This is a genomic window from Streptomyces sp. NBC_01707 (assembly GCF_041438805.1).
Lineage (GTDB): Bacteria > Actinomycetota > Actinomycetes > Streptomycetales > Streptomycetaceae > Streptomyces.
This window is the reverse complement of record NZ_CP109190.1, coordinates 3,880,514-3,897,582: the sequence shown is the minus strand read 5'-3', so window position 1 is coordinate 3,897,582 and position 17,069 is coordinate 3,880,514. Positions and strand designations below refer to the sequence as shown.

The window sequence follows — 17,069 nt, the reverse complement described above, 5'->3', positions numbered from 1 at the left end:
GGGGGGCCACTGTTGTTGCGGACATCGGTACATCAACGTCGTATGTGGAGAGGGAGTCCGTCGCATGGGTTCGACCATCTGCCCGCGCCGCTCGAACGCCGCTGACCTGGAGTGGACGGTGCTGCACGCGGCGAAGACCACTCCCGAGCGGGCACTGAGCGGATCGGATCGACAGCCCGCGTCGAAGCAAGGTCGACTATTCTCCGATTCGAGCGGGTCCGGTTTCGGTTCCGCCACAGCGTTGGAGGAGGTGGGTCCGGTCACCGGTACCGACACAGGGACCGACGACGGCCGCGCGGAGGAGACGACCGCCGAGCGCAACGCGCGCTTCGAGCGGGACGCCCTCGGTTTCCTCGACCAGATGTACTCGGCCGCGCTGCGCATGACGCGCAACCCCGCAGACGCCGAGGACCTGGTCCAGGAGACGTATGCGAAGGCGTACGGCTCCTTCCACCAGTTCCGCGAGGGTACGAACCTCAAGGCGTGGATGTACCGCATCCTCACGAACACCTTCATCAATTCGTACCGCAAGAAGCAGCGCGAACCTCAGCGCAGTGCTGCCGAGGAGATCGAGGACTGGCAGCTGGCGCGCGCCGAGTCCCACATGTCGACAGGTCTGCGCTCCGCCGAGTCGCAGGCTCTCGACCACCTTCCTGACTCGGATGTGAAGTCTGCACTGCAGGCGATCCCCGAAGAGTTCCGCATCGCGGTCTATCTTGCGGATGTAGAGGGCTTTGCCTACAAGGAGATCGCGGACATCATGGGGACTCCCATCGGTACGGTGATGTCCCGACTGCACCGGGGCCGCCGCCAACTGCGCGGCATGCTGGAGGACTACGCCCGTGACCGCGGGCTCGTCCCGGCCGGTGCCGGAGAGTCGGACGATCGGAAAGGCTCGGGCTCATGAGCTGCGGAGAGCCGCACGAGACAGACTGCTCAGAGGTCCTCGATCATCTCTACGAGTTCCTCGACCATGAGATGCCCGACAGCGACTGCACCAAGTTCGAGGTGCACTTCGAGGAGTGCTCCCCGTGCCTGGAGAAGTACGGCCTGGAGCAGGCTGTGAAGAAGCTGGTGAAGCGCTGCTGCGGTCACGACGACGTGCCGAGCGATCTGCGCTCCAAGGTGATGGGCCGGATCGACCTGATCCGCTCGGGGCAGGCCGTGCCGGATCAGGACGTGGTGGCCGAGTCCCAGCTGCCGACCGCCGCCACCGAGTGACGGCCGGCGGGTGAGGGCCGAAGAGCGCCGGGCGGTAGCCGCTGAGCAGCGGTACGTCCCGTAGCCGCCTCTTTTCCTCTTGTACCTGTGAGGGCGCGCCGCGACTGTCGCGGCGCGCCCTCACACGTACCACCGGTACGGCGTACACATCACCCGAACTCACCCGAACGTGCTAATCGCGCTCATCGGCACTCGATCAAGCGCCCAACTCGCTAGCCTGGCGCCTCCATTGACCATCGTTGGGGGGCGGGTGAGAGCCACACCGTTAGCGGCGCGCGCGCACATTCTGGCCGCAGTGGTCTGTGCCACGCTCTGTGCCCTGCCCGCGTTGCGCCCCGGTGCGGGGATCGCGTGGACCACCGTCGGACTGCTCACGGCGCTCTATCTGGCCTGCGAGCTTCCGGGCCGCTGCCGCCTCCTGGGCAGTTCCGTGCCGATCAGTGCCGGATCGTTCTTCCCGCTCCTGCTCGCCGCCGCGTTCCTGCTGCCCCCCGCAGCCGCCGCGCTGGTGGCGATTCCCGGCTCGCTCGTCGGCCGGGTGGAGCACGCGCCCGCCACGGCCCGTCGCATCTGGCGGGCGGCCCAGCTCTCCCTCACCGTCTGGGCGGCGTCGTGCGTCCACGGTCTGCTCGGCGGCGGCGCCACGCTCGGCGGGCCGGGCCCCGAACGGCTGCCCGACTTCCCGTACGCGCTGCTGCCCGCCTGCGCCGCCGCGCTGGCCTTCAGCCTCGTCCTGACCGCCCTGGACGGTTCGATCCTGGCCACGGCCGAACGCCTGCCGCTTCGCCGCGCCTGGAGCGGGCTCCTGCCGCGCTCGCTCGGACCGCACCTGGTGCACGGTCTGGCCGGGCTGATGATGGCCGTGCTGTGGCGCAGCTCGTACGGACCGGTGTCCGCGCTCTTCGTCCTGCTGCCGATGTACATCTCCTGCTGGATCTTCTCCCAGTACCACCGCGAGCACGCCGCGCACCGCGCGACCATCAGGGCGCTGGTGCAGGCCGTCGACATCAAGGACACGTACACCCGCGGGCACAGCGAGCGCGTGGGGCGGGCCTCCGTGCTGATCGCCAGGGAACTCGGCATGGCGGAGGACCGCCTCGAGGTGCTCCGCTTCGCCGGCATCCTGCACGACGTCGGCAAGCTCTGCGTCCCGACCCGGGTACTGCGCAAGGACGGTCCGCTCACCCCGGAGGAGCGGCGCGTGATCGAACTGCATCCGGAGTACGGGCACGAGATCGTCCGGGGCATCGGCTTCCTGGGCGAGGCGCGTGCGGCGATCCTGCACCACCACGAGCGGCTCGACGGCAGCGGCTACCCGTACGGGCTCAGCGGGCGGGAGATCCCCGAGTTCGCGAGGGTCGTCGCGGTGGCCGACGCGTTCGACGCGATGACATCGACACGGTCGTACCGGAGAGGGAGGCCGGTGCCGGCGGCGGTGGAGGAGCTGAAGCGGTGTGCGGGCACGCAGTTCGATCCGCAGATGGTGCGGGCACTGGCGCGGGGCCTGGACCGGCACGGGTGGTCGACGGCGTCGACGGTGGTGACGGCCGACGAGACGGTGCCGGTGCCGGTGCCGAGAGCGGGCGGGGGCGCGGGGGTGGGGGCCGTCCGGAGGCCGGTTCGCCCGCGATCGCCTGACGGGTGCGAGCCGGCCGCCGGTCGTGCGGTGCCCGGTGACGAGCGCGACGTGGCCGGCGGCCGTGCGGTGGCCACGGACGGGTCCGAGCTCGCCTCCGGGGCGCAGTCGTCCGTGGACCGGACGCGGTGAGTCGAGGTCGGGGCCGGACGCGCCTGCCCCCCGCTGTCCTGGCCGTCCGGGGCGCCGCCGTTGCGCTCGCCGTCGCCGGGCTCGCCCACACGCTCTGGCACGGCCTCCACGAACCCGGGCTCGCTCTCGCCTTCGGCGTGCTCATCACCGTCGGGGAGCTGGCCCGCTGGGGTGCGCTGCCCGGTGAGCGGGAGCCCGCTCCGATCGGCGCCGCCGGAGCGCTCGCGTACGCGCTTCTCGGCCGTAGCGGCGGTGAGCCCACCAGCCACGGAGCCCTGCAGGTCATCGCTGTTCTCGTCGCGGCGCAGCTCGTCGCCGCCGTGCCCCATGTGGCACGCGGCAGCGGGCCCACCGCCGATCAGGTGGCCCGGCGGATCGTCATCGTCTCCTTCGCCGCCGTGTGCTTCCAGCCGCTCCACAACTCCGGCCGGTCCGCCGTCTGGTTCGGCGACGGCCCGTACTTCGCCCTCTTCCTGCTCGTACTGCTCGTGCTCACCGCCCTGTGCGACGCCGTGCTCGGCGCCCTGCTGCTGCGGTCCGGTACCCCCTTCCCGTACGGGCCGCTGCTCCGTGACGAGCTGCGCGCTCTGCTGGGCATCGGTTCGGCGGTCTGCGCGACCGGGGCGGTGATGGCCCTGGGGGTCTCTGTCGCCGGCCTGTGGGCGCTGCCCGTGCTCTGCGTACCGCTGCTGCTGACGCAGGTGTCCTTCCGCCGATTCGTCGCGGTGCGCACCACCTACCGGCAGACCATCACCTCACTCGCCAGGTCCACCGAGATCGCCGGCTACACCCCGCACGGGCATGCCCGCAGGGTGGCGATGCTCTCCACGGCCGTCGGCCGCGAGCTGGGGCTCTCCGGGGCCGAGCTGACCGTGCTGGAGTACGCGGCCCTGATGCACGACATCGGACAGCTCTCCCTCGTCGATCCGGTGCCCGACGGGGCGACCGCCCCGCTGCCGGCCGCCCAGCAGCGCCGGATCGCGCTGCTGGGTGGAGCCGTCGTCCGGCAGACCGGGGTGGACACCGAGATCGCCGTCGTGGTGGAGCGGCAGGCCGACCCGTATCGCGAGCAGCCGCTGCCCGCCCGGATCGTCCGTGCTGTCAACGCATACGACGACCTGTGCGGGGAAGGTCTCAGCGGGCCGCTCGACGCACTGGAACAGCTCAGGCTCGGGACCGGCCACGACTATCAGCCCGAGGTCGTGGAATCGCTCGCGCGCGTGCTGGCCCGGGGCGGTCTGACCCCCGTCCTGCCTGGGTAACCCATGGGTAATGAGCGGGCGTCCGGCTGGGCATGGTTGGATGCGAAGAAGACCGGAAAACGAGGGTGTCCGAGTCGGGACAGGCGGGAATCGTGAAGATCTTCGGGAAGGTACGGCATCGGCCCTCCGCCTCTTGGCGGCAGGCCACCGACCGCGCGTTCACGCTGATCGGCGACGGCCGGTACGAGGACGCGGGCGCGCTGCTGACACGGGCGGCGGACCTGGAGCCCTGGCTCTCCGAGTCGTGGTTCAACCTGGCGCTGCTGCACAAGTTCCGGCACGACTGGGAACAGGCGAGGGCGGCCGGCCTACGGGCCGTGGCGCTGCTCGACAAGGAGTCCGGTGCTCCGGACTGGTGGAACGTCGGGATCGCCGCCACCGCGCTGCAGGACTGGCCGCTGGCCCGTCGCGCCTGGCAGGCCTACGGCCTGAAGGTACCCGGCAGCGGCCAGCACACCGCGGCGGCCAACAGCGAGCCGACCGGCATGGAGCTGGGCAGCGCGGCCGTGCGGCTGTCGCCCGAGGGCGAGGCCGAGGTCGTCTGGGGCCGCAGGCTGGACCCGGCGCGGATGGAAGTGCTGTCGATCCCGTTGCCGTCCTCCGGGCGGCGCTGGGGCGAGGTCGTTCTGCACGACGGGGTGCCGCACGGCGAGCGGGTGACCGCCGCCGGCCCCTCGTATCCCGTGTTCGACGAGATCGAGCTGTGGGCGCCGTCCCCAGTGCCCACCTGGGTGGTGCTTCTCGAAGCCGCCACGGAGGACGACCGGGACGCCCTGGAGCAGCTGGCGTCCGATGCCGGGTTCGCCGCCGAGGACTGGTCGTCGTCCGTACGACTGCTCTGCCGGGCCTGTTCGGAGAGCCGGATGGAGAGCGACGAGGGGGACGGTGAGCACCTCGACCCGCACGACCACAGCGAGCCCGGCCATCCGGGCCCGCTGGGCCACCGGACCGCCGGTGAGCTGTGGGTCCCGGAGCGCGAATGCGGGATAGCGGCGCCGGCGGGCCTGGTCCGCGGACTGCTGGACGGTTGGGTGGCGGACAGCCCGGACAGCCGTGAGTGGCGGGATCTCGAAGAAGTCTGCTGAGCCGTGCGCCCGCGGCACGGCCGTTACGCTGTACCGGCATCGATTCGGGTTTTGAGGAAGGCGTGCGGCGGACATGGCGCAGCAGGAGACGGACGAGCAGATCAGCGTCGACGACGAAGGATTCGTCGTGGACACCGAGGACTGTGAGGCGCGTGAGGCGGCGTACCGCGAGCGTGGCACCTCCCGGCCGATCACGGTCGTGGGCAACCCGGTGCTCCACAAGGAGTGCAAGGACGTCACCGAGTTCGGCGACGAGCTGGCCCAGCTGATCGACGACATGTTCGCCAGCCAGAGGACGGCCGAGGGCGTCGGCCTGGCCGCCAACCAGATCGGCGTGGACCTCAAGGTCTTCGTCTACGACTGCCCGGACGACGACGGTGTGCGGCACGTGGGCGTCGTCTGCAACCCGGTGCTGGACGAGCTGCCGCCCGAGGAGCGCGTCCTCGACGACTCCAACGAGGGCTGCCTCTCCGTCCCGACGGCATACGCCTCACTGGCCCGGCCGGACTACGCGGTGGTGCGCGGACAGGACGCCAAGGGCAATCCGATCAAGGTCCGCGGCGACGGATACTTCGCGCGCTGCCTTCAGCACGAGACGGACCACCTGTACGGCTACCTGTACATCGACCGGCTCTCGAAGCGCGACCGCAAGGACGCGCTGAGGCAGATGGCGGAGAACACGCCGCGCTACGAGATCGTGCCGAACGACTGACGTTCCTGAGCCCACCGGGCATGCCCGGTCCGGTCGGCGCCCAACTGCGGTGTCCGGCACCGGACATGGAAGGGCCCCACGCGCCGGCGGTCAGGTGATCCGGCGGGCGGGGCCCCGTTCGGTGCGGCGTCGGGCGGGTTGCACCGTCAGCCGGGTCGCGTCGGGCGGATGATGCCCTCAGCCGGAGCTCGTCAGGCGGCGCGCGCAGTCAGCCGGGTCGCGCCCGTCGTCTGCACCGCGGTGCCGTCCGACGCCCGCTCCGTCAGATGCAGCTGCGAGATCGCGTTGCGCAGTGTCAGCGCACCCGCCCCGGTGTCCAGCTGCCAGCGCTGCGTACGCGCCGTCGCCGAGCAGTTCGCGAGTGACAGTTCCGCCCCCACCTCCAGCGGCGCGCCCAGATACTTCTTGCCACGCACCGCGTCCAGGCACTGACCGGTCTCCGTGGACCGCACCGTGTAGTACCCGTCGGCGGTCGCCGTCAGCGCCCAGGAGGCCGCGCTGTTCCTGACCAGGGACACGCCCGCGTCCGCCGCGGGGGCCAGCGCCTTCGCACCCGTGGTCAGCCGGTACGTACCGTCGGCGAGCGGGGCGCGGTCGGCGTTCTCCCAGCCCGGCGCGTGACCGATCTTCCGGGCGAGCGCCTCGAAACCGGCGTACGTCGGGCTCGGCTTCGGACCGCCCCAGGTCGCCTGCGCCACGAAGCGCAGCGGCATGAAGACCTTCGTCTCCACCTCGTTCTCCGTCTCGGCCGCCGCGCTGTCCGGCCACAGGCTGATCTTCGCGCCGGTGAGGTTCGCCGCACCCTGGGTCAGCGTCTGACCCTCGAAGCTCAACGGCGTCCAGTCGCTCTCGTACAGCTTCTGGGTCTGCATCGTGAAGCCGCCGCGCACCAGGTAGAGGGAGTAGGCGGAGTTCATGACCGGCCGGCCCTCGGCGAGCAGCGAGGACGGCTGCTGGATGGAGCCGCCGCCGAGCCAGTGCTCGACGGTGATGTCACGGTCCAGCGGGACGACGGCGTTCTTGCCGACGAGCCCGTCGTTCCAGATCCGCAGCGACCTGCCGTCCGCCTTCACATGCGCGTTGACCTGGTTGATGAAGTCGGTGAAGAGATCGTCGGGGGTCGCCGACGCTCCGAACTTCGCGGTCGCCGCGGCCTGCAGCTGCGGGTAGCTCGGGTAGGCGGAGCCGAGCATGTACTCGTCGGCGCCCATGTGCCAGTAGCGGCTGTCCCAGACCTTCAGCGCCTCGTCGACCATCGAGGTGTAGTACGCCAGTGCCTCGGGCCGGGAGATGTCGAGCCGGGGCGGTGAGGCGACACCGTTCTGGTCCTTGAGCTGGAGATCCGGATGGTTCTCCAGGTAGGTGTCCATGTGGCCGGGGGAGTTGATCTCCGGCACGAGCTCGATGTGGTACTTCCTGGCCATCGCGACCAGCGTGCGGACCTGCGGCTTGGTGTAGTAGCCCCAGAACGCCGATGCCGGGTCGGTGTCGCTCTTGACCTTGGCCTCGATCCACAGCTGGTTGAGCTTCTGCGACGCCATGTCCTTCATCAGCCGCTCGAACCACTGTGTCGATATGTTGATGTAGCAGGCGCAGACCCCGACTCCGCGCTCGCGGTACTCGGGTACATCGGCCGCCGAACCCCGCGCGGCGCGGCCGTCGTCGTTCAGCAGCTGGAGAACGGTCCGGGTGCCGTAGAACACGCCGGTGGAGGTCGCGGCGGTGACGGTGATGCGGGCGCCGACGGTGAGCCGGTAGCCCTCCGCGCCCAACGCGCCCTTCTCGGACGGGTCCTGGCGCAGCACGATGTCCCCGGAGCGGGCCGCTCGGCTCCGTGACACCGACGCCTTGCCGTTCAGTTCGCCGGCGAACCGGCCCGCGTCGGCGGCCGTACGACTGTCCCGCACGCCGTCCAGCACGATTCTGGCCCGATCGGTGAGCGTGAACTCGCCCTGACCGCCCTGCCATTCACGGAGCGTGGGCAGCACCTCGGGCGGGGCCGCGGCGGCCGAGCCGCCCTCGGCCGCCGCGCTCTGCCAGGGCAGCAGCGCGGCGGCGAGCGCCGTCACCACGGCTCCGATGGTCCTTCGTCTTGCCATCCGCATGTCCATGCGCCCGACCCTTGCGGCAAGCGGGGCCCGTGGTCCATGGACTGATGCAGAAAACGGTTGGACGAATGATCGGAGGTCAGGTCCGATGTGGATCAGGCAGCTTCGGAGACGGACATCGGCCCACGGAACGTGCGCCGGTAGGAATTCGGGGTGGTACCGAGGGACTTGACGAACTGATGGCGCAACGCGGCGGCGTTTCCGAAACCGGTACGACCGGCGATCCCGTCCATCGTTTCATCGGAGGTCTCCAGCAAGTGCTGTGCCAGCAGAACTCGTTGTCGTAGCAGCCAGCGGTAGGGGGTGGTGCCCGTCTCCTGCTGGAAGCGGCGCGCGAAGGTGCGTGGCGACATGTGCGCCTGCGCGGCGAGCTGCTCGACGGTCATCTCCTGGTCCAGGTGGCGCTCCATCCAGGCGAGCGTCCCGCCGACCGTGTCGCAGGCGGTGCGCGGCAGCGGACGCTTGATGTACTGCGCCTGGCCGCCGTCCCGGTGCGGCGGCACCACCATGCGGCGGGCGATGGCGTTGGCGACATCGGGGCCGTGCGCCTGACGGACCAGATGCAGACAGGCGTCGATCCCGGCGGCGGTGCCCGCCGAGGTGATGACCGGCCCGTCGTCCACGTACAGCACATCGGGCTCGACGACGGCCCGCGGGAAGCGGCGGGCCAGCTCGGCGGCGTGGCGCCAGTGGGTGGTGCAGCGGCGGCCGTCCAGCAGTCCGGCCGCGCCGAGGACGTACGCACCGGAGCAGACGCTCAGCACGCGCGCTCCCCGGTCCACCGCGCGGCGCAGGGCGGCCAGGACCTCCTCGGGGTACTCCCGGTCCATGAAGTGGCTGCCGGCCGGTACGGCGACGAGGTCGGCCTCCTCCAGCCGGTCGAGTCCGTGCGGTGTGCTGATGGTGAATCCGGCATGGGTCTGCAGCACCGGGCCTTCCGCGGAGACCACCGCGAAATCGTGGACCGGCAGACCCTCGTCGCTGCGGTCGAGGCCGAACACCTCGCACAGCACACCGAGTTCGAAGGGGTGGACCTCGTCGAGCAGGAGAGCGGCGACATTCTTCAGCATGACGCCAGTGTGGCAGCAATTCGATGCTGTGTGGCAGTCCTGCCACTGCCGGAATGTGGCCGCACGGACGACAGTAGAGGCATGAACACATTCACGAACTTCCTGGCCATAGCTGCACTTTTCGCTCTCGTCCTGCTGCCCGCGCTCATCGGGCTCGCCCGGGAGCGCCGGATCGACCGTGAGCTGCGCGCCGCAGAGCACGAACGGCGGGCGGAGCCCCCGGAAACGGCAGGCGCCGCGCAGCCGGTCACGGCCACGCGGCGCCCGTACCCCAGGGTCGGGGCCAGGGTCTAGAAGTCGTCGTCGAAGGCGACCGAGCCCTCCACCGCCACCTGGTACGCCGAGGGGCGGCGCTCGAAGAAGTTCGTCAGCTCCTGAACACCCTGCAACTCCATGAACGAGAACGGGTTCTCGGAGCCGTAGACCGTCGGGAAGCCGAGCCGGGCGAGCCGCTGGTCGGCCACGCACTGCAGGTACTCGCGCATCGACTCGGTGTTCATGCCCGGCAGGCCGTCGCCGCACAGGTCACGGCCGAACTGCAGCTCCGCGTCGACGGCCTCCTTCAGCATGTCGGTGACCTGCTGCTGGAGTTCGTCGTCGAAGAGGTCGGGCTCCTCCTTGCGGACGGTGTCCACGACCTCGAACGCGAAGTTCATGTGCATCGTCTCGTCGCGGAAGACCCAGTTGGTCCCCGTGGCGAGACCGTGCAGCAGGCCGCGTGAGCGGAACCAGTAGACGTACGCGAACGCGCCGTAGAAGAACAGTCCCTCGATGCACGCCGCGAAGCAGATCAGGTTCAGCAGGAAGCGACGCCGGTCGGCCTTCGTCTCCAGCCGCTCGATCTTCTCGACCGAGTCCATCCACTTGAAGCAGAACTGCGCCTTCTCGCGGATGGACGGGATCTCCTCGACGGCGTCGAACGCCGCCGCGCGGTCGTCCGGGTCGGGCAGATAGGTGTCGAGCAGCGTCAGATAGAACTGGACGTGCACGGCCTCCTCGAAGAGCTGCCGCGACAGATACAGCCGCGCCTCGGGGGAGTTGATGTGCTTGTACAGCGTCAGCACGAGGTTGTTCGACACGATCGAGTCGCCGGTCGCGAAGAACGCGACCAGCCGGCCGATCATGTGCTGCTCGCCGGGGGACAGCTTGGCGAGGTCGGCCACGTCGGAGTGGAGGTCGACCTCCTCGACGGTCCAGGTGTTCTTGATCGCATCGCGGTAGCGCTCGTAGAAGTCCGGGTAGCGCATGGGCCGCAGGGTCAGTTCGAAGCCCGGGTCGAGCAGGTTCTTCTCGGTGTTGCTCATTACTGGCAGGCCTCGCAGGACTCGGGGTTTTCGAGGGAGCAGGCGATCGCGTCCGCGTCGGGAGCCGCCGCCTGCTGTACGGGAATGGGGACGGCGGCCGCGGCCTGGCCGGATGCCGCGCGGGCGATCCGGGTCGCCGGGCGCGAGCGCAGGTAGTACGTCGTCTTCAGCCCCTGCTTCCAGGCGTACGCGTACATCGAGGAGAGCTTGCCGATCGTCGGCGTCTCCAGGAACAGGTTCAGCGACTGGCTCTGGTCGAGGAACGGCGTACGAGCCGCGGCCATGTCGATCAGTCCGCGCTGCGGGATCTCCCATGCCGTGCGGTACAACGCCCGTACGTCCTCCGGGATCCAGGCGAACCCCTGCACCGAGCCGCTCGCCTCGCGCAGTGCCTCACGGGTCCGTGCGTCCCACACGCCGAGCTTCTTCAGCTCGTCCACCAGGTACGCGTTGACCTGGAGGAACTCACCGCTGAGCGTCTCGCGCTTGAAGAGGTTGGAGACCTGCGGCTCGATGCACTCGTACACCCCGGCGATCGAGGCGATCGTGGCGGTCGGCGCGATGGCCAGCAGCAGCGAGTTGCGCATACCGGTCTTCGCGATCCGGGCGCGCAGCGCGTCCCAGCGCTCCGGCCAGGTCAGCTCGGTGGCGTAGTGGTCGGGGTGCAGCACACCGCGGGCGGCGCGGGTCTCGGACCAGGCGGGCAGCGGTCCGGACCGCTCGGCGAGGTCGCAGGACGCCTCGTACGCGGCGAGCATGATCCGCTCGGAGATCTTCGTGGAGAGCGCGCGGGCCTCGGCGGAGTCGAACGGCAGCCGCAGCTGGAAGAAGACGTCCTGGAGCCCCATCGCGCCCAGACCCACCGGGCGCCAGCGGGCATTGGACCGGCCGGCCTGCTCGGTCGGGTAGAAGTTGATGTCGACGACCCGGTCGAGGAACGTCACGGCGGTACGGACGGTGGAGTCCAGCCGCTCCCAGTCGATCTCACCGTCGGCCACGAACGCCCCGAGATTGACCGAACCGAGGTTGCAGACGGCCGTCTCGCCGTCGTCGGTGACTTCGAGGATCTCGGTGCACAGGTTCGACGAGTGGACGACGCGGCCCGGCTCGGCGGTCTGGTTCGCGGTCCGGTTGGAGGCGTCCTTGAAGGTCATCCAGCCCTGACCGGTCTGCGCGAGGGTCCGCATCATCCGGCCGTACAGCTCACGCGCCGGCATCGACTTGCGGGCCAGGCCCTTGGCCTCGGCGGCCCGGTACGCGGCGTCGAACTCGTCGCCCCACAGGTCGACCAGCTCGGGCACGTCGGCGGGCGAGAACAGCGACCAGTCGCTGTCCGAGTCGACCCGGCGCATGAACTCGTCCGGGATCCAGTGCGCCAGGTTGAGGTTGTGCGTACGCCGCTGGTCCTCACCGGTGTTGTCGCGCAGCTCCAGGAACTCCTCGATGTCCGCGTGCCACGTCTCCAGGTAGACGGCCGCGGCGCCCTTGCGACGGCCGCCCTGGTTCACCGCGGCGACCGAGGCGTCGAGTGTCTTCAGGAACGGCACGATGCCGTTGGAGTGCCCGTTGGTGCCGCGGATCAGTGAACCGCGGGCGCGGATCCGGGAGTACGAGAGGCCGATGCCGCCCGCGTGCTTGGAGAGCCGTGCCACCTGGTGGTAGCGGTCGTAGATCGAGTCGAGCTCGTCCAGCGGCGAGTCCAGCAGGTAGCAGGAGGACATCTGGGGGTGCCGGGTGCCGGAGTTGAAGAGCGTGGGCGAGGAAGGAAGGTAGTCGAGGCGGCTCATCAGGCCGTACAGCGAGGCGACCTCGTCCAGCGCGCGCGCCGAGTCGTCCTCGGCGAGACCGGCCGCGACCCGCAGCATGAAGTGCTGGGGCGTCTCGATGACCTGACGGGTGTGCGGGTGGCGCAGCAGATAGCGGCTGTGCAGCGTCCGCAGCCCGAAGTAGCCGAACCGGTCGTCGGCGCCGTCGGCGAGCGACTGCTCGACCAGCGCGTCGAGCTCGGCCGCGTGGAGCGTCACGAACGCGGCCGTGCGGTCCGCGATCAGACCCTCGCGGTGGCCGACGGCGACCGAGGCGGAGAAGGACACCGCGCCCTGACCGGCCGCCTCGTCCGCGATGGTGCGGGTGAGGAGGCGGGCGGCGAGCCGGGAGTACGCGGGGTCCTCGGAGATCAGACCCGCGGCGGCCTCGGTGGCCAGCGAACGCAGCTCTGCTTCGTCCGACCGGGCGTTGCGGCCGCGCAGCGCGGCGGCGGCGACGCGACCGGGGTCGGTGTCGGGCAGATCGACGGTGAGGTCGGTCAGGGTCCGCAGCAGTGCGGTCCCGGGTCCGTCGTTCGTGGTTCCCGTGGACTCGGCGACTGAAGCCGGATCGGCTGGCGCGATGGTCATGTGGTGCTCTCCCTCGCTCGGCTCGGGGCCGGGCGGGGAGCGGGGGCAGCCGGGCAGAGGCGTGCCCGGGAAAGGGGGCAGCACTCCGTGCGGCGTCCACCGGCCCATCCGCGAGGCCCGGACGTCTGGGCGTCCGGTTCGGTCGAGCCGGACGCGCTGTCGGCAGGTCCTCGGACTTACAGGGTGCGCAAAAGTACACCGATCACACCGTTGCGGGACAGTTCCGGATTCCCACCGGATTTCCCTGCGGCGACAGCGAGCACGAGCATACATGTGGGGGCCGCCCGTTGAGGCAGCCCCCACATGTTGTGTCGTTCGGGGTTCACAGGGTGAGACTGTAGGTGAGCAGCTTGAGGCCTGGGATGGGATACCAGTCGCGCTCCGGGGTCCGTACGAAGCCCAGGCGACGGTAGATCCGGTGGGCGGCGAGCATGGTCGACTGCGTCGACAGGACGAGCCGTGCGACGCCGTCGGTACCCCGTGCACGGTCGATACAGGCCCGTACGAGCGCCTCGCCCGCCCCGAGGCCACGCGCCTCCCGCGCGACGGCGAGCATCCGGAATTCGGCCTCGTCGGGGCCGGCGATGTCGGCCCACGGGTTGCCGGGCGGTGCGTATGTCACGCCGCCCAGTACCCGGCCGTCGGCACCGACCGCGACGAGCACGTCGGCCTCGGCGGCGCGGCGCGGCACGTCGCGGAGCTGCTCGGCATACGGGTCCTCGGTACCGAGGTCGAGCAGGCCGTCGTCGAGGTACGCGTATGCGGTGATCTCGCCGAGGAGGCGGTGCTCGGTGGAGTCGACGGCCCTGATCGATATGTCCATGGCGGAAGTGTGCCGTACGGGGACGGGGCCCGGGGGAAGCTGCCCGGGTACGGCCAGGGGTGCCGGTTCTGTACGGAACCGATGTGGCCCGGCCGGCGACGGATTCTTCCTCCGTCGCCGGCCGGGCCACATCTCTCGACTGCCGTGCACGCCCAGGGCTTGCCGTTCGGGTCAGGCTCGCCCGACCCGAACGGAAGACCCTAGTTGGTCGACGGGCTCGTGTCGGGCGACGCGGCCGGCTCAGGCCTGGCCAGCGGGAGTTCGACCTTCACGCCCGGGTCGCCCGCGTCCGCCGTGTAGTCGGCCGGTGACGTCTCGTCGATTCCTGCCGGGGCCTTCACCGCGTTCAGGACGAACGTCAGCACCACCGTCACCACCACGTTCAGCACGAACGCGGTCAGGCCGATGTACCCGATCTCGCCGATCCCCGGGATCTCCTTAGAGGAGCCGCCGAAGTGCGCCTGGGTCGGGCTCGCCACCCCGTAAGCGGCGAGCGTGCCGTAGAGCATGCCGACCGCCCAGCCGGCGAGCAGCGCCCAGCGGTGGAACCACCGGGTGAACAGGCCGCCGACCAGCGCCGGGAACGTCTGCAGGATCCAGATCCCGCCCAGCAGCTGGAAGTTGATCGCGACCGTCTTGTCCATCGTGAGGACGAAGACGAGCGCACCGACCTTCACCAGCAGCGACACCAGCTTGGAGACCTTCGTCTCCTGGGCCGGGGTCGCGTCGGGCTTCAGGAAGTCCTTGTAGATGTTCCGGGTGAAGAGGTTGGCGGCGGCGATCGACATGATCGCGGCGGGCACCAGCGCGCCGATACCGATCGCGGCGAACGCCACACCGGCGAACCAGTCGGGGAACATGTTCTCGAACAGCTGCGGGATCGCCAGCTGCCCGTTCTGCACCTTGACCCCGGCGGCGATCGCCATGAAGCCGAGCAGCGCCAGCAGGCCCAGCATCAGCGAGTACAGCGGCAGGATCGTGGTGTTGCGCCGGATCACGTCACGGCTGCGGCTGGAGAGCGTCGCCGTGATCGAGTGCGGGTACATGAAGAGCGCGAGCGCCGAACCCAGGGCCAGAGTGGCGTAGCCCCATTGGCCCGCCTCGCCCGGTGCGAGAGCTCCGCGCGGGGCGCCGGTCGCCGGGTTCTTCTGCGAGAACGCCTCGCCGGCCTTGGCGAAGACGTCGTCGAAACCGCCCAGCTTGATCGGGATGTAGATGATCGCCACCGCGATGACCAGGTAGATCAGGCCGTCCTTGACGAACGCGATCAGTGCGGGGGCCCGCAGCCCGGAGGAGTACGTGTACGCGGCGAGCACCGCGAACGCGATCAGCAGCGGCAGGTCCTTGACGAACCAGTTGGTGTTCTCACCGCCGCCGACGCCCATCACGTCGAGCACCGCCTGGATACCGACGAGCTGGAGCGCGATGTACGGCATCGTGGCCAGGATGCCCGTGACGGCGACCGCCAGCGAGAGCCCCTTCGACCCGAAGCGGCCGCGGACGAAGTCCGAGGTGGTGACGTACCCGTGCTTGTGCGACACCGACCACAGCCGCGGCAGGAAGGTGAAGATCAGCGGGTACACGAGGATGGTGTACGGGACCGCGAAGAAGCCGGCCGCGCCCGCCGCGTAGATCGCTGCGGGGACGGCGACGAACGTGTACGCGGTGTACAGGTCGCCGCCGAGCAGGAACCAGGTGACCCAGGTGCCGAACGAGCGTCCGCCCAGCCCCCATTCGTCGAGGCTGGCCTCGTTCTCGGCCTTGCGCCAGCGCGCGGCCATGAATCCGATGACCGTGACGGCCAGGAAGAAGAAGATGAAGACGCCGAGCGCGACGCCGTTCACGCCGTCCTTCATGCGGAAGCACCCCCCTTGCGGGAGCGCTGGTCACGCTGCCACAGCTTGTACGCGACCATCGTGAGCGCGGTGGAGATCAGCACCCAGAGCATCTGGTACCAGTAGAAGAACGGAATGCCGATGAAGGTCGGGTCCACCTTCGCGTACGAACCCACCCAGAGCATCGCCACGAACGGCGCGACGAGACAGAGGGCGATGACCACCCTCATGGGTGTGACCGTTGGTGGTTTCGTATCTGTTTCTTCTGGCATATGGCGACTCCGTCCCCTCGCTGACCACCTGTTGTAATGCGCAGGAAATCTAGGGGAGAGTCCCGGCCAGCGTCACCCCCTGTCCGCATTTCGGTCCGGCAACGGTGTGCCGGGGTCGGGGGAGGGATGCCGCCAGAGGGGTCCCAATCCTGATTTTCCGTCCGCATAAGGGAAGCTGGACGGTCAGGAGCCGGGCCCCGCCGTCTCAGTCGGTCGGCCGCTTCAGGCGCGCCACGAACTTGTAACGGTCGCCGCGGTACACCGACCGCACCCACTCGACCGGTTCGCCCTGTCCGTCCAGGGAATGACGGGACAGCATCAGCATCGGCAGGCCCACGTCCGTACCGAGCAGTCCGGCCTCGCGCGGGGTGGCGAGTGAGGTCTCGATGGTCTCCTCGGCCTCGGCCAGCCGTACGTCGTACACCTCGGCCAGTGCTGTGTACAGCGAGGTGTACTTCACGAGTGAACGGCGCAGCGCGGGGAAGCGTTTGGCCGACAGGTGGGTGGTCTCGATCGCCATCGGCTCGCCGCTGGCCAGGCGCAGCCGCTCGATCCGCAGCACCCGGCCGCCGGTGGTGATGTCGAGCAGCCCGGCGAGGGTGTCGTCGGCCGTGACGTAGCCGATGTCCAGCAGCTGCGAGGTCGGCTCCAGTCCCTGGGCGCGCATGTCCTCCGTGTACGAGGTCAGTTGCAGGGCCTGCGAGACCTTCGGCTTGGCCACGAACGTGCCCTTGCCCTGGATGCGTTCCAGCCGGCCCTCGACGACCAGCTCCTGGAGCGCCTGGCGCACGGTCGTGCGCGAGGTGTCGAACTCGGCGGCCAGGGTCCGCTCCGGCGGCACGGGGGTGCCGGGCGGCATGGTGTCCGTCATGTCGAGGAGATGGCGCTTGAGGCGGTAGTACTTCGGCACGCGGGCGGTACGCGTGGCCGCACCGGTGCCCGCGCCCGCCTCGTTCTCCGAACTGCCCCCGTCGGAACCCATCGCCCGCCTTCCCGACTGCTGCGCTGCTGCCGTCACCGGCTCCTCCATCTGTCGCGGCTCACATGGTGGCACGGTCCGGTCACGGCTCGTCGCCCTCCCTCAGGTGTCGGTCCTGTAACGGACGCGAGTGCACTTCTTATACACCCTTGACACCCCTAAAGGTCTAGGCCAAGCTCCCCGTACTGGTCTAAACCATTAAAGACCAGGTCCCAGCCCCACGGGCAGTACCCG

At 69.7% G+C, this 17,069-nt stretch carries 15 protein-coding genes and 1 riboswitch; of the genes, 7 read left to right on the top strand and 8 right to left on the bottom strand.

Annotation, left to right across the window (positions count from 1 at the left end):
- Positions 1–250: 250 nt before the first annotated feature.
- From OG963_RS17435 to def, 6 genes are all read left to right on the top strand, one after another.
- Positions 251–907 carry a sigma-70 family RNA polymerase sigma factor gene (locus OG963_RS17435; protein ID WP_030915605.1) on the top strand — a complete coding sequence of 219 codons (657 nt, stop codon included), beginning with the start codon at positions 251–253 and terminating at the stop codon, positions 905–907.
- The gene (gene rsrA / locus OG963_RS17430; RefSeq protein WP_030915608.1) at positions 904–1,221 is read left to right on the top strand and encodes a mycothiol system anti-sigma-R factor; all 318 of its coding nucleotides are present in this window, start codon (positions 904–906) and stop codon (positions 1,219–1,221) included. The genes OG963_RS17435 and rsrA overlap by 4 nt, the downstream gene beginning before the upstream one ends.
- A gap of 250 nt (positions 1,222–1,471) precedes the next feature.
- Positions 1,472–2,989, top strand: a complete 1,518-nt coding sequence (locus tag OG963_RS17425) for an HD-GYP domain-containing protein (protein ID WP_319329321.1) — start codon at positions 1,472–1,474, stop codon at positions 2,987–2,989.
- Positions 2,986–4,251 carry an HD-GYP domain-containing protein gene (locus OG963_RS17420; RefSeq protein WP_371126324.1) on the top strand — a complete coding sequence of 422 codons (1,266 nt, stop codon included), beginning with the start codon at positions 2,986–2,988 and terminating at the stop codon, positions 4,249–4,251. The genes OG963_RS17425 and OG963_RS17420 overlap by 4 nt, the downstream gene beginning before the upstream one ends.
- Before the next feature lie 92 nt (positions 4,252–4,343).
- A complete protein-coding gene (locus OG963_RS17415) occupies positions 4,344–5,336 on the top strand; it encodes a hypothetical protein (protein WP_030915617.1) in 993 nt (330 codons plus the stop codon).
- A 73-nt stretch (positions 5,337–5,409) separates the two neighbouring features.
- The gene (def, locus tag OG963_RS17410; protein WP_093772662.1) at positions 5,410–6,048 is read left to right on the top strand and encodes a peptide deformylase; all 639 of its coding nucleotides are present in this window, start codon (positions 5,410–5,412) and stop codon (positions 6,046–6,048) included.
- Positions 6,049–6,239: 191 nt separating this feature from the next.
- Here the strand turns inward: def and OG963_RS17405 are convergent, their stop codons facing one another.
- Both OG963_RS17405 and OG963_RS17400 read right to left on the bottom strand, forming a co-directional pair.
- Entirely contained in the window at positions 6,240–8,153 is a 1,914-nt protein-coding gene (locus OG963_RS17405; RefSeq protein ID WP_371800303.1) for a family 20 glycosylhydrolase, read from the bottom strand.
- Positions 8,154–8,251: 98 nt separating this feature from the next.
- The gene (locus tag OG963_RS17400) at positions 8,252–9,226 is read right to left on the bottom strand and encodes a GlxA family transcriptional regulator (RefSeq protein ID WP_030915627.1); all 975 of its coding nucleotides are present in this window, start codon (positions 9,224–9,226) and stop codon (positions 8,252–8,254) included.
- 81 nt (positions 9,227–9,307) lie between these two features.
- Between OG963_RS17400 and OG963_RS17395 the strand changes: the two genes are divergently transcribed.
- The gene (locus OG963_RS17395) at positions 9,308–9,520 is read left to right on the top strand and encodes a hypothetical protein (RefSeq protein WP_030969786.1); all 213 of its coding nucleotides are present in this window, start codon (positions 9,308–9,310) and stop codon (positions 9,518–9,520) included.
- Here the strand turns inward: OG963_RS17395 and OG963_RS17390 are convergent.
- From OG963_RS17390 to OG963_RS17365, 6 genes are all read right to left on the bottom strand, one after another.
- Positions 9,517–10,530, bottom strand: a complete 1,014-nt coding sequence (locus tag OG963_RS17390) for a ribonucleotide-diphosphate reductase subunit beta (RefSeq protein WP_030915635.1) — start codon at positions 10,528–10,530, stop codon at positions 9,517–9,519. The two genes, OG963_RS17395 and OG963_RS17390, sit on opposite strands and share 4 nt — an antisense overlap.
- The gene (locus OG963_RS17385) at positions 10,530–12,926 is read right to left on the bottom strand and encodes a ribonucleoside-diphosphate reductase subunit alpha (RefSeq protein WP_371799220.1); all 2,397 of its coding nucleotides are present in this window, start codon (positions 12,924–12,926) and stop codon (positions 10,530–10,532) included. The genes OG963_RS17390 and OG963_RS17385 overlap by 1 nt, the downstream gene beginning before the upstream one ends.
- 143 nt (positions 12,927–13,069) lie before the next feature.
- Positions 13,070–13,208: riboswitch (cobalamin riboswitch) on the bottom strand.
- 40 nt (positions 13,209–13,248) lie between these two features.
- On the bottom strand, positions 13,249–13,749 hold the full coding sequence (locus OG963_RS17380; RefSeq protein ID WP_093772654.1) for an N-acetyltransferase: 501 nt from the start codon (positions 13,747–13,749) through the stop codon (positions 13,249–13,251).
- 200 nt (positions 13,750–13,949) lie between these two features.
- Entirely contained in the window at positions 13,950–15,605 is a 1,656-nt protein-coding gene (mctP, locus tag OG963_RS17375) for a monocarboxylate uptake permease MctP (RefSeq protein ID WP_093929407.1), read from the bottom strand.
- Positions 15,602–15,856 (bottom strand): DUF3311 domain-containing protein, encoded by a 255-nt coding sequence (locus OG963_RS17370; RefSeq protein ID WP_030915647.1) that lies wholly within the window; start codon positions 15,854–15,856, stop codon positions 15,602–15,604. The genes mctP and OG963_RS17370 overlap by 4 nt, the downstream gene beginning before the upstream one ends.
- 205 nt (positions 15,857–16,061) lie before the next feature.
- Complete coding sequence (locus tag OG963_RS17365; RefSeq protein ID WP_030915649.1) at positions 16,062–16,838, bottom strand: GntR family transcriptional regulator; 777 nt, start codon at positions 16,836–16,838, stop codon at positions 16,062–16,064.
- Positions 16,839–17,069 lie beyond the last annotated feature (231 nt).